The sequence below is a fragment of the Chitinophaga agri genome (assembly GCF_010093065.1).
GTDB lineage: Bacteria > Bacteroidota > Bacteroidia > Chitinophagales > Chitinophagaceae > Chitinophaga > Chitinophaga agri.
Window position 1 is genome coordinate 1,231,714 of the sequence record NZ_CP048113.1, and the last position, 17,621, is coordinate 1,249,334.

Consider the following 17,621-nt stretch of genomic DNA (forward strand, 5'->3'; position numbering starts at 1 on the left):
AGTTAAATTAAATCAGATCATCCAATGCCGCCTGTAATTCGTTGTACGCGTGCCTGTCATTGGCTTCTTTTGCCATCTGCATTCCCTTTTCGTAGACAGCAATGGCTTCCGTGGGAAGACCGGCTCTTTCCAGCAGGCGCCCCAGCTGATAGTAGGAGCCCACATAGCCTGGCTCGTGGGCTAGCAACTCCTCAAACAGCTGTCTGGCGCCAGTATCATCACCTAGTTTTATGTACTCAAGTGCAAGCGCATGCTTAAGAAAGCTGTCATTGGGGCTGCTTTTAAGAAATTCCTTTATCCTGGCTATTCTATCCATTATTTAAATATATTTGCTCATACCGCTTTAAAAAATAAAACAGTTTAGGCCATGAAGATTTTAGTTTGTATCAGTAAAACTCCGGACACGACTGCAAAAATAGCTTTCACAGACAACAACACGAAATTCAATGAAGCGGGTGTACAATTCATCATTAACCCCTACGATGAATGGTATGCCCTGGTTCGTGCCCTTGAACTGAAAGAAACGCTGGGAGCAACCGTTCATCTTGTAACCGTTGGCGGCGCAGATACGGAGCCGATTATCCGTAAAGCCCTGGCACTGGGCGGCGATGAAGCATTCCGTATCAATACAGATAACCAGGACAGTTTTTATATTGCCTCACAGATAGCGGAACACGCCCGTAAACAGGGTTATGATCTGATCTTTACCGGTAAGGAAACCATCGACTACAATGGCGCAGCTATCGGCGGAATGGTAGCTGAACTGCTGGACCTTCCCTTTGTATCTATTGCTGCAAAATTCGAGCTAAATGGAACGGAGGCGACTATTCACCGTGAAATAGAAGGTGGAGAAGAAATCGTAAAGGTGGCATTACCAGTAGTGGTCTCCTGCCAGAAAGGTATGGCGGAACAACGCATACCGGGCATGCGTGGTATCATGGCTGCCCGTACAAAACCACTGGCTGTTGTAGAACCTGTCGCTGTGGAGGCGTTAACTACCTACACAAGCTTCGAACTACCACCAGCAAAAGCAGGTGTGAAACTTATCAGTCCGGACAATGTAGCGGAACTGGTAAAACTGCTGCATGAGGAAGCAAAAGTGATCTGATCATTTTTAGCAGATGCAGTCTTCCCTATTTTTTTAGTACTTAAATTCTACGTCAAACATGTCAGTTTTAATATTCGCAGATCAGGCTCACGGTAAGATAAAGAAAGTAGCATTTGAAGCAGTTCAATATGGTGCCAGGGTTGCACAACAACTGGGCGTAAGCGCTACAGCGCTGGTATTGGGCGAGGCAGACAGTGCGGAGCTGGAAGCATTGGGCAATTACGGTGCTGCCAAAGTGCTGCATGTCCCAGATGCCAGGCTGAATGAGGTGGAAGGCACCGTGTTTACCAGGATCATTGCTGACGCTGCCGCACAGGAAGCAGCGCAGGTTGTTATCTTCCCACACAATTTTGATGGCAAAGCAGTTGCTCCACGTGTTGCCGCCAGACTTAAAGCTGGTTTTGTCTCAGGAGCTGTTTCCCTACCAGATACCAGTAATGGTTTCGTAGTAAAAAAGAGCGTATTTTCCGGCAAAGCATTTGCCAATGTCAATATAACGTCAGCCAGTAAAGTGATCGCTATCATGCCAAACACTTTTGCACTGGAACAGACCGATGCGAAGGCCGCTGTTACCGCCTTCTCCCCCGCTATCAACGATGCCGATTTCAAAGTGAAGGTGACCAGTGTGGAAACCGTTAGCGGAGAGATCCCATTAACGGAAGCAGAGATCGTGGTAAGCGGAGGAAGAGGACTGAAGGGCCCCGAGAACTGGGGACTGGTAGAAGATCTGGCAAAGGAACTCGGTGCAGCTACAGCATGTTCCCGCCCGGTGGCTGATACCGGCTGGCGCCCGCATCACGAACACGTGGGCCAGACGGGCCTGACCGTACGTCCGAACCTGTATATTGCTATCGGAATTTCAGGCGCTATTCAGCACCTGGCAGGTGTGAATGGTAGTAAAGTGATCGTAGTCATTAATAAAGACCCTGAAGCACCGTTTTTTAAAGCGGCAGATTATGGCATCGTTGGGGATGCCTTCGAGGTGGTTCCTAAACTGACGGCGGCCATAAAAGCAGCGAAATAAGGAAGTGCCAGGCGCACGAACTTATTATCTGTTTTTTAGATAAGGAATATTTTTTCTAACTTCACGGTCTTATAAAATATTCAGCGACAACGCAGGACAGATATGAGAAAAATAGAACTGGAAATAGTTGCTTTATCGCACAGTATAACGCAAACGCATTCATACGCCGTAGTTTTGGGAGAAGTGAACGGTTTGCGACGTCTGCCTATTGTAATAGGCGGGTTTGAAGCCCAGGCGATTGCTGTGGCGTTAGAAAAAATGCAACCCAGCCGCCCGTTAACACACGATCTGATGAAAAACTTTATGAATGCGTTTAATATTGAGCTTCATGAAGTAGTCATCAGCAACCTGCAGGAAGGAATTTTCTACTCTAAATTGATCTGTTACAGTAACGACGAAACGATAGAGATAGACTCCCGTACTTCTGACGCCCTGGCGCTGGCTGTACGATTTGGCTGTCCGATTTTCACTTACGAAAACATTCTCAATAGTGCAGGTATCCTGCTTGATGACCCTGCCGGCAAGAAAAGTGGTGTAAAACCGGTTACACCGACTATCTCTGAACACGAAAAAGGTGCGGAAGATGATCTGAAAGTATTGAACCTGGAAGAGCTCACCCAGCTGCTGCAGGAAGTGTTGGAACAGGAAGATTATATCCGTGCGATCGCCATTCGTGACGAGATCAATAGTCGCAAGAGCATCTGATAATCAATTTGACAGATTTTATTATTCATAATTTATTCCATAAACCATAGTTCACCGCTATGGTTTATGGTTTTTTATATCATGATCGTCTTCCCAAACTGCAAAATTAACCTTGGTCTGCATGTCGTAAGTAAAAGAGCGGACGGGTTCCATGAACTGGAAACAGTATTTTACCCGCTTCCCCTTACAGATGCACTGGAAGTGATCAGTCCGGGAAAACTGGCATTTACTACCTCTGGGATTGCAGTGCCTGGTGACAGTGCTGATAATCTTTGTTTGAAGGCCTGGCGCCTGCTGAAGCAGGATTTCCCGGAGATACCTGAGGTGAACATCCATCTGCACAAGCACATTCCCATAGGCGCAGGTCTCGGTGGAGGCTCTGCTGATGCAGCGTTTATGTTACAGCTACTGAATAACCGTTTCCAGCTGGAGCTGACTAAAGACCAGCTGATCAGCTATGCGGCTATCCTGGGGAGCGACTGTCCTTTCTTTATAGAGAACAAGGCTGTTTATGCCACCGGCAGAGGAGAGATCATGACCCCTATAGACCTGGACCTCTCTGGCTGGAGCTTTGTACTGGTATACCCAGGTGTACATATTAATACCGGCTGGGCGTTTGGAAAAATCACGCCTAAAGCACCTGTGTTATCTTTACGGGAGAGCATCATGCAACCGGTTGAGACCTGGCGGGAAACTGTTTCCAACGACTTCGAAGCGGCTGTATTCCCTGCACATCCGGAACTGGCACTCATTAAAGAAAAACTATATACCGCAGGGGCCGTCTATGCATCTATGAGCGGTAGTGGATCTGCCTTTGTTGGTATCTTCCCTAAAAATAAGGTGGGTGCGCTTTCTTTCGATGAGACATATAAGGTATATTTTCTGTGACGTCTTTACGCCTGCTTCTCCCCTATAGTAATTGTTGACACCCCTATAAAGCCAATTTAGATGAGGGGGCATCATCACCTGTCATATATTGATCCTGTTGTTTAATGCCCGTCACTGACAGCTATTCAGATACCTGAACTGTGTTCCCCTTCCCTACACTTACGTCCGTCACCTGTATATTATTTTATCACATCTTCATGCGTCCTGCGAGACTCGCTGACACGATACCTTTCATTCATTAATTATAATATAAAAAGAAAGGCGCCCCGGAATAACCGGGACGCCTTTGCCTATTGTACTTTACACTTCTTATCTGATAGCGGTTACTTCACCTTTCACAACATTCACAGCTCCACCAAGCACCTTCTTGTAAGACAGCATCCAGACATAGGTGCCATTTTCCACGAGCGCGCCTTTATAGCGACCATCCCATCCGTTCTTCTGATCTTTACTCAGGAAGATCAGCTCACCCCAACGGTTGTAGATACGTAAGTCGTAGTCATACATCGGGCCACGAACGATCGGCTTGAAGACGTCGTTATGTCCGTCACCGTTAGGCGTAAAGCCTGTCGGGAATTGTGGTTTAGGTTCACATGCCTGGTAACGTACTACGATCTGGTCTGACATAGAGCCACAATCATTGGATACAGTTACCGTGTATGTACCCGGAGTAGTTACCTTGTAAGTCAGGGATGTAGAGCCATCCTGCCAACGAACCTGGTTACCAGATCCTGGGTTTACTTTCAGTGTCAGATCTTCGCCGATACACAGCAGGGTGTCACGACCCAGATCGAATGCAGGAATACCAGCCACAGTTACATTTACACTATCCATGGTTATTCTTGAACAGAATCTGTCCATAACAGACACGATGTATTTACCAGCGCCAGTGATCTCTTTCACCGGATTCGTATCACCGTCATTCCAGAGGTAAGAGATCGCATCAGGGTGAGTAGCGTCAACCACTACACGACCACCATTACAGAACTCTCTGTCTGGTCCGAGGTCAATATCCAGATCAGGTCTTTGTGTGACGGTCACTTTATCAGTTACCACGCAACCATCGCGGGTTACAGTCACAGTATAATCACCTGGTCTTGATACAACAATTGAATTGGTTGTTTCACCATTGCTCCATAAGATGGAACCACCATCAGGATCAACTGTCAGCAGGGCAGTTTCGTTCGGACAGATCTCCATGTCGTCAGTCAGGACAACCGCAGGAGGCGTACCTACGAGTACTACTGCTTCCGCGTGTGTTGTACAACCATTTACAGTCACATCCACACTATAAGTACCGGTAGTATTTACAGTAATAGAAGCGGTGGTAGCACCGGTTGACCATACATAGCTGCCACCTTCCACGTAAGCGTTCAGCGTTAAGTTTTCACCCTGACAGATGGCAGTGTCACGGATGTTAACTACCGGCGGCATATTTACGATCACCTTCACAGAGTCTGTGGTAGCACAGATACCGTTGGTAACAGTTGCATAGTAAGTACCGGCAGTGTTTACATTAATGGTCTGGGTGGTAGCACCGGTAGACCAGCGGATTGGATAAGCAGCGTTAGCAGCACCGGCATCGAGGGTCACAGTACTACCCTGACAGATAGTTACATCGTTACCCAGTTCTACATCCGGTTTAGGCACATACTGCAGATCATATGTTACAGGATCAGATACACAGCCCGTTACACCATCTGTTACGGTGAAGGTAGCCTGAGTAGCACCATTCAGATCAAACACGTTGCTGCTCTGAGTCAGCGGTGCAGGAACTGCGGTAGCCGGAACTACGCTCACGAGGGTGAATTTAGGTCTGCTTACTTTATTCAGTAACAGGACCGCGAATTTGGTATTGTTTGAACAGTTGGCAGGCATGTTAGGATCCAGGGCCGGTTTCGGACAAGGATTAACGGTGATTGTCTGCACACGTTCTATTGCCTGGTTACCACATGCGTCGGAGATAGTCCATCTTCTGGTGATGGTATAACCATTACACAGATCTACAGTGAACGGATCCTGGACCATTGTTGCCTTCTTAGGGAAGGTAGCGTCACAGTTGTCACGTGCGTAGAGGGTAGCCGCAGCAGGGATAGCATCACTACAGCTCAATGTTACGCTTGCCGGAGCAGGATCGATCACTGGTCTGGTTGTATCCGTTATGGTGATTACCTGACGGATAACAGTAGTGTTGTTACATGCATCTTTAGCAGTCCAGGTACGGATCAGGCGGTAGTTGCTTGCGCAGGCGCCCTGTATGTTCTCGCGTATCTGGGTGTAACCGATCTTCACAGTGCTGCAATTGTCGGTAGCTCTCAGGTTAGTCGGAGGAGCAGGAACCGCGTCACAGCTTACGGTGGTATCGGCAGGAGGTGCTATTACGAACACCGGCCTTGTAGTATCCTGTACAGTGATCACCTGCTGCATTACGTTAGTGTTACCGCAGTTATCAGTAGCTGTCCAGGTACGTGTTAATCTGTAGCTGCTTGTGCAGGAAGAAGACAGGTTATCTCTTCTCTCTGTCACTCTCACCGCTACGGTTGAAGTACAGTTGTCTGTAGCTGTTATAGTTTCAACAGACGGTACCTTATCACAATCAACAGTCAGTGATGGAGGTACAGACATGGAGAATCTAGGCTTGATAGTATCCTGAACAGTGATTGTCTGCGTCAGTACGGTTTTATTACCGCAAAGGTCAGTAGCTGTCCAGGTACGGATGATCTGGTAGTTGTCTGTACACTTGCTACCGGAGATATTCCTACGGGTATCAACCGGGATCACAACGATAGCACCAGGAGTACAGTTGTCAGTAGCGGACAATGTGTCGCCTGCAGGTACTTTATCACAATCAACAGTGATGTTGGTTGGAGCAGTCACCGTGAATACAGGAGGCGTCATGTCTCTTACAGTGATCACCTGTCTCAGGGTATCGCTGGCGTTACCACATCCATCAACTGCCACCCATTTACGGATCAGCTGATAGTTGCTTGCACATGCACCTGGCTGGTCTACTCTCACCTCGATCGGAGTGATCGTCATTGTGCCGTTACAAGCGTCGTTTGCAGTCAGGTTTACTGCAGCAGGCACCTGGTCACATTCTACAGTGATGTTAGCCGGAGCAGTACCTGTGAATACAGGAGCCGTTCTGTCAACAACTGTGATAGTTTGCTGTGCCTGAGTAGTCAGACCACAACGGTCAGTAGCTGTCCATGTACGCATGATCGTGAAGGTACAAGCGTCAACAGTTACAGTTACATCGTTATGAGAGATGCTCAGTGGCTCATTGTCGTAAGGAGCATGGCTGAACACCGGAGTTCCGAAACGCTGGGTGTAGTCAGTACCCTGTGCGCAATCCACAGTCAGCGGACCAGGCACGGATATAACCACCGGAGGAATGTTCATCAGGGTCAGCATTACTGCGTTGCTGATGTTACCGGTACAAGCACCGGACATTACCACACGTCTATACCAGGTATTACGGGTGATCATCGGAGGAGTGAATGTTGCATTGGTACCACCTACGGTTACGTTGGCGAAACCAGTAGTTGCATTCGTGGTACTTACCTGCCACTGATAAGTGAAGGTCCCGTTACCACCAGTCAGGGTACCGCCCTGCAGCATTCCAGGAGTTTCATTTGCACACAGCAGCTGATCAGCGGTGATGGTGTTACCCAGGATTGCAGCCTGGTTAACCAGTACAACGTCATCAGGAGTTGATGTACAGGTTCCGTTTGTAATTGTCCAGCGCAGGGTTACTGTCTGACCGGAAGCAACTCTTACGGTTGTAGAAGGATTATTTGGATCAATGATCGTTGCAGTACCGCTTACGATAGTCCACATACCTCTTGCAGTAGCAGGAGAAGGAACGTTAGCAGACATAATGAACATATCATCATCACAATGAGTCTGATTAGGACCAGCATCCGCGTTAGACGGCATTGCATAGTTAGTCAGTCTCACGGTATCTGTCGTTGAACATAGACCGTTAGTAATGGTCCATACCGCGTCGACTACTACACCGGCAGGTACGTTAATTACCGCGCTACGGTTAGTACTGTCGGCAACCGGGAAGGAAGCACCTGTACCGGTAACGGTGACCAGGCTCCATTTACCAGTGCCTACGGATGGCGCCTGGGCGGACATTACGAAACCAGCGTCATTACAATGTGTCAGATCTCCACCGGCGTTAGCAGGCGCAGGAGCCACAAAGTTGGTCAGTCTCACAGTGTCTCTTGTTACGCAGACACCGTTAGAGATGGTCCATACCGCATCTACTGTTACGCCAGCAGGTACGTTGATCACTGCATTACGGTTAGCACTGTCAGCAACCGCGAAAGATGCACCGGTACCAGTAACGGACACCAGGCTCCATTTGCCCGCTCCTACAGAGGCAACGTTAGCAGCCATTCTGAAGGCAGGTGTGTTACACTGTGCCTGGTCAGGACCGGCAGCAGCAGTAGTTGGCATGATAAAGTTGGTCAGTCTTACAGTATCGCTTGTTACGCAGACACCGTTAGAGATGGTCCATACCGCATCAACCGTTACACCAGCAGGTACATTAATGACTGCACTACGGTTAGTGCTGTCAGCCACTGCGAAGGAAGCGCCCGTACCGATTACAGGTATCAGGCTCCATTTACCAGTACCTACAGAAGCTGCATTAGCATTCATCGTGAAGGCAGGTGTATTACACTGTGCCTGGTTAGAACCGGCAGCAGCAGTAGTTGGCATTACGAAGTTGGTCAGTGATACAGTGTCTCTGGTTTCACATACACCATTGGTGATGATCCACACAGCCTGTGCTGTTACACCTGCAGGAACATTAAATACTGCAGATGGATTAGTACTGTCAGCTACTGCGAACGAAGCAGTAGTACCAGGTACCAGGTTCCATTTACCAGTACCTACGGAGGCATTGTTAGCCTTCATAGTAAAGGCAGGTGTGTTACACTGTGCCTGGTCAGGGCCAGCAGCGGCAGCAGCCGGCATAACTCTGTTTACCAGTACTACTTCATCAGAAGTGATACACACGCCGTTAGAGATGGTCCATGTTGCTGTTACTGTCACACCCGCAGGTACGTTGATCACAGCATTAGGATTGGTACTGTCGGCAACCGCGAAGGAAGCAGTGGTACCAGGAGTCAGGCTCCATTTACCTGTACCTACAGAGGCAGCGTTAGCAGCCATCAGGAAGCGAGGATCGTTACAGTGTTCCTGATCAGGACCAGCAGCAGCATCTGTTGGCATCACATCGTTAGTCAGACGTACTGTGTCAGCAGTCGGACAGGTACCGTTAGTGATAGTCCAGATAGCCGTTACAGTAGTACCTACAGGAACATTGATCAGTGCACTTGGGTTATTTTCATCACCCGCATTGATCGAACCAGGAGAACCAGCCGCCAGTGTCCAGGTACCGGTAGCACCAGGAACATCCGGAGCGTTCGCTCCCATATAGAATGTTGAGATATTACATTCACGCTGATCAGCACCAGCAGCAGCAGGAGCTGGTGTCAGGTAGTTGGTCAGCTCAACCTCATCATAATTAGAACATGTTCCGTTGGTAAGCGTCCAGCGCAGGATAGCACTTTCACCGTTTGGCACTGTGACATGCGCAACCGGATTGTTAGCCTCACCCGCTCTGATAGAGGCGTTACCACTGATCACCGTCCATGCACCGGTCGCACCTGCAACTGTTGGCGCGTTAGCGGCAGTTATGAAGTCGGCACCAGCACATTTTTCCTGGTCAGGGCCAGCATCAGCTACATTTGGTTCCTGGAAGTTGGTCAGCGTAACATCATCGGTCGAAGAACATACACCATTGGTGATGGTCCATCTTAATGTCACTACAGAACCTACCGGAATGGTGATACCCGCGGTTGGGTTGTTCACCTGTGCAGCAGGGAATACATATCCGACAGGAGTTGAAGATACCACGCTCCAGCTACCGGTTGCACCAGCAACAGAAGGTGCGTTGGCAATCAGTGAGAAAGTAGAGGTATTGTTACATTCCTGTTGGTCAGCACCAGCATTTGCAGGCGCAGGCGCTGCATAGTTGGTCAGTACTACATCGTCATACGCGGTACATGTACCATTGGTAGCAGTCCAGCGCAGCGTCACCGTTGTACCAGCAGGTACAGTGATAGGCGCGGTTGGATTGTTTACACTCGCAGCAGGGAATATGAAACCAGCAGGAGCTGAAGATACAACGCTCCATGCACCCGTTCCTACTGTGATAGCATTTGCTCCCAGCTGGAAGGATGATGTGTTACACTTGGACTGGTCTTGACCAGCGTCAGGTGTAGTTGGCGGCGCGTCATTTCTCAGTACAACATCATCAGTAGATGTACACACACCGTTGGTGATCGTCCAGCGCAGCGTTACTGTACTACCTACAGGAACAGTGATCGTTGCAGTTGGATTGTTCACACTTCCCGCAGGGAAGACATAAGTGCCAGGAGTAGAAGATATTACGCTCCACGCACCCGTTCCTACTGTTGGCGTATTAGCACCCAGTCGGAAAGAAGTATTGTTACATTGTGCCTGATCAGCACCAGCTGCAGCTGTTGTTGGCAGTGGTCTGTTTGTCAGGACTACATCATCTGTTGAAGTACATGTGCCGTTCGTGATGGTCCAGCGCAGCGTCACGGTAGTACCTACAGGTATAGTGATCGCAGCGTTACGGTTGCTCATCTGAGCGGCAGTTAAGGTAAAGCCTGCAGGAGCAGAAGAAACTACGCTCCATGCACCTGTACCTACAGTTGGTGCGTTACCTGCCAGGGCGAAGGCAGCAACATTACACTGTTCCTGATCTTTGCCTGCATCTGCTGTAGTAGCTGGTGCATAGTTAGTCAGGGTAACAGTGGAACTAGCAGAACAAGTACCGTTCACTACGGTCCAGGTAGCCACTACGGAAGTACCTACAGGAACGTTGATCACCGCACCAGGATTGTTCTGCTGACCAGCCGTGATAGTGGCAGTGGAACCTGCTGGCAGGGACCATGTACCCGTACCTACAGTTGGTGCAGTTGCACCCATCGTGAAGGCAGTGATATTACACTGCTGCTGGTTACTACCTGCAGTAGCGGTCGGCTGTGCATAGTTGGTCAGTGTCACAGTGGAACTAACAGAACAGGTACCGTTCACTACGGTCCAGGTAGCCACTACGGAAGTACCTACAGGAACGTTGATCACTGCATTGGGATTATTCTGCTGACCGGCAGTGATGGTCGCAGTAGAACCTGCTGGCAGCGTCCACGTACCGGTACCTACAGTTGGTGCAGTTGCACCCATTGTGAAGGCGGTATTATTACACTGCTGCTGGTTACTACCTGCAACCGCAGTTGGCAGTACATCATTTCTGAGGACAACTACGTCGCTGGTTGTACATGTACCATTTGTGATGGTCCATACCGCGTTTACAGTTACACCCGCAGGAACGTTGATGGTAGTGGTCGGGCTATTCACACTTCCGGTGATAGTAGCACCAGTACCAACTACAGGTACCAGTGTCCATGTACCTGTACCCACAGACGCGGCATTTGCACGCATTGTGAAGGTAGGCGTGTTACACTGAGACTGGTCAGGACCGGCATTAGCGGCTGTTGGCGCAACATAGTTTGTAACTACTACATCATCTGAAGAAGAACAAAGGCCGTTGGTAATTGTCCAGCGAAGTGTTACAGTAGTACCAGCAGTTACACTGATATTAGCTAGTCTGTTATTTACCTGAGCGGCAGGGAAAATATACCCGGCAGGAACAGAAGAAACTACGCTCCATGCGCCCGTTCCCGTAGTTGGAGCATTAGCTCCCAGCGTAAAGGATGGATTGTTACAGTTTTGCTGGTCAGTGCCGGCAGCAGCAGTTGTTACAGGTGCATAGTTGGTCAGTACAACATTATCACCAGCAGAACATGTACCATTGGTAGCAGTCCAGCGCAGCGTCACCGTTGTACCAGCAGGTACAGTGATCGTTGCGGTTGGATTGTTTACACTCGCAGCAGGGAATATGAAACCGGCAGGAGTTGAAGATACAACGCTCCAAGCACCCGTTCCTACTGTAATAGCATTCGCTTCCAGCAGGAATGATGACGTATTACACTTGGACTGGTCTTGACCAGCGTTAGGTGTAGTTGGCGGCGCGTCATTTCTTAATACAACATCATCAGTAGATGTACACACACCGTTGGTGATGGTCCAGCGCAGCGTTACTGTACTACCTACAGGAACAGTGATCGTTGCAGTTGGATTGTTTACACTTCCCGCAGGGAAGACATAAGTGCCAGGAGTAGAAGATATTACGCTCCACGCACCCGTTCCTACTGTTGGCGTATTAGCACCCAGTCGGAAAGAAGTATTGTTACATTGTGCCTGATCAGCACCAGCTGCAGCTGTTGTTGGCAGTGGTCTGTTTGTCAGGACTACATCATCTGTTGAAGTACATGTGCCGTTCGTGATGGTCCAGCGCAGCGTCACGGTAGTACCTACAGGTATAGTGATCGCAGCGTTACGGTTGCTCATCTGAGCGGCAGTTAAGGTAAAGCCTGCAGGAGCAGAAGAAACTACGCTCCATGCACCTGTACCTACAGTTGGTGCGTTACCTGCCAGGGCGAAGGCAGCAACATTACACTGTTCCTGATCTTTGCCTGCATCTGCTGTAGTAGCTGGTGCATAGTTAGTCAGGGTAACAGTGGAACTAGCAGAACAAGTACCGTTCACTACGGTCCAGGTAGCCACTACGGAAGTACCTACAGGAACGTTGATCACCGCACCAGGATTATTCTGCTGACCAGCCGTGATAGTGGCAGCGGAACCTGCTGGCAGGGACCATGTACCCGTACCTACGGTTGGTGCAGTTGCACCCATTGTGAAGGCAGTGATATTACACTGCTGCTGGTTACTACCTGCAGTAGCGGTCGGCTGTGCATAGTTGGTCAGTGTCACAGTGGAACTAGCAGAACAAGTACCGTTCACTACGGTCCAGGTGGCCACTACGGAAGTACCTACAGGAACGTTGATCACTGCATTGGGATTATTCTGCTGACCGGCAGTGATGGTCGCAGTAGAACCTGCTGGCAGCGTCCATGTACCAGTACCTACAGTTGGGGCAGTTGCACCCATTGTGAAGGCGGTATTATTACACTGCTGCTGGTTAGTACCTGCAACCGCAGTTGGCAGTACATCATTTCTTAATACAACATCGTCAGAAGAAGAACAGGTACCGTTTGTGATAGTCCAGCGTAATGTTACGGTGGTACCAGCAGTTACAGTAACAGGTGCCTGACGGTTGCTCATCTGTGCAGCGGTCAGGGTAAATCCAGCCGGAACAGAAGAAACCACACTCCATGCGCCGGTTCCTAAGGTTGGTGCATTACCATTTAGGGTAAAGGATGAATTATTACACTGGAACTGGTCAGCATTAGCATTTGCTGTAGTTGGCTGTTGATAAACAGTTACAGTTGCGCTTGCGCAGGCTGTATTTCCGCAGCTACCTGTAGTGCTCTCAGCACGTACATAATAGGTAGTGGTAGCAGTAATATTATTAACAGTGATGGAAGGTCCGGTACCGATAGCAGTACCTGTTCCGCAACCACCAGCATACCATCTCCATACAGCATTTGCGCCACCACCAGGTATTGTTCCCAGGCTGCCACCAGTGACAGTCAGGGTAGTTGAACCTGTTACGCAAATATTTGGCGTTCCCACTGCAACAGCTGTCGGAGCCGTTGGCGGAGTTGCCACAGGTACAGTAAATGTGATAGTAGAGTCACAACCTGCAGCCTGGCTGTTTCTATAACTCAGGTTAAAGTTATAGTTACCAGCAGGAGTATTAGCAGGAATAGCGAAGGTCATTGGCCATGCTCTGATGGTATCATTACTGATAGCCACAAAGCCAGGCATTGCTGCAGCGCCACCTAACGCACTGGTTGTTATAGTGTAGATATTCGGATTTCCTTTGGTAGAGAGTGTATCTATAGAGAAGGAAGTTGCCGTATTACAGATGGCAGTGATAGGACGCAGTGTGATAACCGGACGTGTAGTTTTTGTCAACACAACGGTATCAATACTTGGTTTACAACCAGCAGCGTTTCTGATCGTCCATTCCAGTACTATTTTCTGCTCGTTAACAAGAGAGGTAACAGTAGTGTTATAGGCACTCGGATTCGCAATGGTCGCATTACCACTGATAAGTCTCCAGCTACCGGTTTCTGCATAGTACCCTGTAAGGCTGGCATCCGGTGGACTTGCCCTCATGGTAAATACATTGTCAGTACCACACTTGGTAGTGTCCGGACCCGCATCAGCATAAGAAGGATCGTATACAAGAGACAGTACTACAACGTCGCTGCTCGCACAGGCGTTATTTACTGAATTCTTAACGGTCCATTTCAGTCTTACACTGGTACCGCCTTTTTTAACGGTCACTCTTGTGTTACGAAGAGTAGGCAGCAGGATCTGGGCATAATCTCTCAGGTTTACACCCACTGTATCAGGAGGTGCACCAGGCCCCCAGATGGAGTCGATTGTCCATGTTCCGGTTTCACCAGTACCCAGCAGTGCTGCCATGGTAAAGTTACCGGTCGTATTTGTGCTCGCACAGGCTACCTGATCAGGGCCCGCGTTGGCAACAGGAATTGGCGTTACATTAATAATGAATGGAGCAGATTGAACACGACAGATATTACCTGGTGTGCTCACGACTACAGTAAATACGCCTTCAGCAGGAGTATTGATCTGTACCTGAGACAGGGTGGTCATATCATCGTAATCAGGTAATGGCGTCAGCGTTCCACCGGCATCAGGCCCCTGGAACCATCTGATCTGATTTGTACCATTATTAATAGCGTCGTTAATACGGATATCAACAGAAGAACCGGCACAGATATTCTGTGACGTAGAAATTACTTCCACGATCGGTGCATCCACAGAGCTGATAAACGCAGTGTTGGAGTCGATACAGGTATGTCCGTCAGCATAGTCTACATAACCGTACACCATGATAGTGGTATCTCCCAGTACCTCAATAGTACGGGTATCGCCAACATATCCTGGCAGGTCTCTCCACGTAAACCTGTCAAAGCCTCCCGAGGCTTGTAATTCAACAAAGGCGCCCGCACAGACCTGGCTCTTTGTCAGGTATAGCTGAGGCATCGGTAGTATCGTTAACCGGACGTATTCCGAGGGAGCAGCACACGTGACGGCGTTACTACCTGTTTCATAGATACGTACACGGAAACGGTAAGAAGTCGGAACGTTCCTGGTACCTTTCAGTTCACCAGGACCGATCACCAGTTCTTTTGCCTTGTTAGTACCAAACGGAACGTCGGTATAAGTGAGACCTTCGTCGTCACTCATCTCCCACTGGTAAGCAGGATTTACGAAGTAATCAGTTGGCGTATAATTTGATGTCAGGGTAATTGGCGCACCCTCGCAGACAACTTCCGCGAGATTGTCGGTCTTACCTTTAATAGATGCAGTGATGGAAGGGCTACAATAAACAAATTCGATATCGTCAATCGCGATATCGTTACCACAACCACCAGGTTTGTTATTAATAATCTGTACTATAACGTCCGTAACACTGGGCGGTACCGTAAAAGAGCCACCATATTTCTGCCAGCTCGACTTCGGGTTACTCAGGTCCATTGATACGTTATAGGTAGGGAAGTTCGCCAGGACCTGTGACGGGTTCGCCGCGTTCACAACCTGGAAGGTCACACCTGCATACTGGTATTGCGAGTTACAGGTACCTTCAAATACGGCGCGGGGGTTGAGGTTGGTCAACCACGCACTAAAGTTATAGACAGCTCCTCTACATAGGCCAGTAATTGTTTTCTGATAAAATTTTCTCGGCTGATAGGCTGAGTTGGCAACCAGCATCGCACCCCTGGTGTTACCAGTGTGGTCAGTGTTGTCTACCCAGTCTGGCTTTTGCTGAGTTGAACTCGCAATCGTATAGTAGTTGTCTGCAAGTTCTCCCGTCGCCTGATAATCATAAGTAACTACCCCATCAATAGGGTATTTTCTACGGTTTACACCAGCAGGCATCGTACCAAAGTCTTCAAAGAAACCTGGTTTGTCATTAGCCTCATTAGAGCCGCAGACATTGATGGTACAGTCCATCGCAACGATGGTCTTTCTCCTGGTAATAGGTGTCTGAGCAACCCCGTTATTACTGTACGGGATGCTGATGTCCAGCGTGTAGATACCCGGCTGCATGAACTGGAGGGTCAGCGACTTTGTATTAGTCAGCTTGCCCGCTTTTGTCGTAGCAGCGGTATTACCCGTGTACAACACCTCGTAGTCAGCAGCGGTGCCGGAAGGTCCGGTAATCGTCCAGCTGGCATTCGTGGGCGTAGTAATCTTGCCGCTGGCAATTACCATCGCATTGACGCTCAGGTATTTTGTTTGACCGGCAGTACTACTGGCGGTCGATACGCAGACGGTATCCGGTGTGTTAACATATACGGTCTGCGCTTGCACCCCGATGGCGCAACACAGCATCATATATATAAGGATTAGAATCTTTTTCATCAGTAGGTGTTTTGTGAAAAAAGTATCAGATGCGATGCGATTAGACGTCGCGCCAACTGACGGATTTACAATAGCATACCGATCGTTCGTAGTTCCAATCCCTCTCCGGAATGGTCTTTTGAGAAGTGTAAAGTGTTTCCATAGGCTTGATCATTTTTTACTTGATATGGCTAAGAAATGAGACTATTTTAAAATTAAAATTATAACTAATATAGGAAATATAAAAAATATGTATATATTCTAAATCAATAAACGGAAGGATAATTGGAAGTAAGAGGGCAAGGGGAATTTGATATTCAGTATCTTAGCGGCACGAAAAAAAGTTTGTCTATGTGTGTAAAAGTTATCCACATAGCAGATACGTGAATAAATATTTTATAACACGTGCTTGTTGTTTCAAATATTTACCTACCTTTGCAGACCAAATTTGATGTAAGATGCCCAAAGTAAAGACTCATTCCCGGGCGAAGAAGACCTTCAAGGTTACCGGGAGCGGACAGATTAAGCGGTATAATGCTTTCAAAAGTCACTTGCTGACCAAGAAATCTACCAAGAGAAAACGCCACCTGAGGGGTAGCAGCCTTGTTGATTCGGCTAACCTGAACCTGGTAAAAAGAATGCTTGCTCTCAGATAATGAGAAGTGGTGTTGTAATTAATTATTAACCTGATCAAAAAAGCACTATATGCCTCGTTCAGTAAATGCTGTTGCTTCAAGAGCCCGCAGGAAGAAAATTTTAAAGCAGGCCAAAGGCTTCTACGGTAAAAGGAAAAATGTTTATACCGTAGCTAAAAACGTATTGGAAAAAGGTCTCACGTATAGCTACGTAGGCCGTAAACTCAAGAAAAGAAACTACCGTCAGCTGTGGATCGCTCGTATCAACGCTGCTGCCCGCGCTGAAGGTTTAACTTATTCTGAGTTTATCCATAAATTGTCTGAAAAGAATATCACCCTTAACAGGAAGGTATTAGCTGATCTGGCAATGAATGAACCAGCGACTTTTAAAAGCCTGATCGCTTCCGTTAAATAATCGGAAAAGCGTAAGCATAAATACTGTAGCCGGTGTTGATTTCAACACCGGCTATTCCGTTTGTACTAACCTCATCCCCCTGAACGCGTTTATACTGCGATATAAATAACCCACTCATATTACAGGCAGATATACTTTGTTTACAAGCCGTTTGCCATCATACCAACCACCCCACGTCATAAGTCATTCCTATTCAGATATCAACAATAACATCAGCATATCCCTACTGCTTCTTTCCGCTATCTACACCCACCCATCCTACGCCCGCCAACCATCCCTGAGTATTGAACAGTTTTAAGGTGGACCTATAAGGATTTTTACTTATCTTGAAAAAGA

At 48.2% G+C, this 17,621-nt stretch carries 8 protein-coding genes; 6 read left to right on the top strand and 2 right to left on the bottom strand.

The annotated features are described in order from the left end of the window. Positions 1–7: 7 nt before the first annotated feature. Complete coding sequence (locus tag GWR21_RS04700) at positions 8–316, bottom strand: tetratricopeptide repeat protein (RefSeq protein WP_162330618.1); 309 nt, start codon at positions 314–316, stop codon at positions 8–10. A 51-nt stretch (positions 317–367) separates the two neighbouring features. Between GWR21_RS04700 and GWR21_RS04705 the strand changes: the two genes are divergently transcribed. The 4 genes from GWR21_RS04705 (at position 368) to ispE (ending at position 3,725) form a co-directional block, all read left to right on the top strand. Beyond that, positions 368–1,108: an electron transfer flavoprotein subunit beta/FixA family protein gene (locus GWR21_RS04705; RefSeq protein ID WP_162330619.1), complete on the top strand. Its 741-nt coding sequence runs from the start codon at positions 368–370 to the stop codon at positions 1,106–1,108. Between the two features lie 58 nt (positions 1,109–1,166). Continuing rightward, complete coding sequence (locus GWR21_RS04710; RefSeq protein WP_162330620.1) at positions 1,167–2,132, top strand: electron transfer flavoprotein subunit alpha/FixB family protein; 966 nt, start codon at positions 1,167–1,169, stop codon at positions 2,130–2,132. Positions 2,133–2,234: 102 nt separating this feature from the next. After that, a complete protein-coding gene (locus GWR21_RS04715; protein ID WP_162330621.1) occupies positions 2,235–2,837 on the top strand; it encodes a bifunctional nuclease family protein in 603 nt (200 codons plus the stop codon). A gap of 66 nt (positions 2,838–2,903) precedes the next feature. Further along, positions 2,904–3,725, top strand: coding sequence for a 4-(cytidine 5'-diphospho)-2-C-methyl-D-erythritol kinase (gene ispE, locus GWR21_RS04720; protein ID WP_162330622.1), 822 nt, complete (start codon positions 2,904–2,906; stop codon positions 3,723–3,725). A gap of 309 nt (positions 3,726–4,034) precedes the next feature. Here ispE and GWR21_RS04725 read toward each other — a convergent pair whose 3' ends face one another. Then, a complete protein-coding gene (locus GWR21_RS04725; RefSeq protein ID WP_162330623.1) occupies positions 4,035–16,256 on the bottom strand; it encodes an HYR-like domain-containing protein in 12,222 nt (4,073 codons plus the stop codon). Between the two features lie 437 nt (positions 16,257–16,693). Between GWR21_RS04725 and rpmI the strand changes: the two genes are divergently transcribed. Together rpmI and rplT are read left to right on the top strand one after the other, a co-directional pair. Next, on the top strand, positions 16,694–16,891 hold the full coding sequence (gene rpmI, locus GWR21_RS04730; RefSeq protein WP_162330624.1) for a 50S ribosomal protein L35: 198 nt from the start codon (positions 16,694–16,696) through the stop codon (positions 16,889–16,891). A gap of 49 nt (positions 16,892–16,940) precedes the next feature. Next, a complete protein-coding gene (rplT, locus tag GWR21_RS04735) occupies positions 16,941–17,285 on the top strand; it encodes a 50S ribosomal protein L20 (RefSeq protein WP_162330625.1) in 345 nt (114 codons plus the stop codon). Positions 17,286–17,621 lie beyond the last annotated feature (336 nt).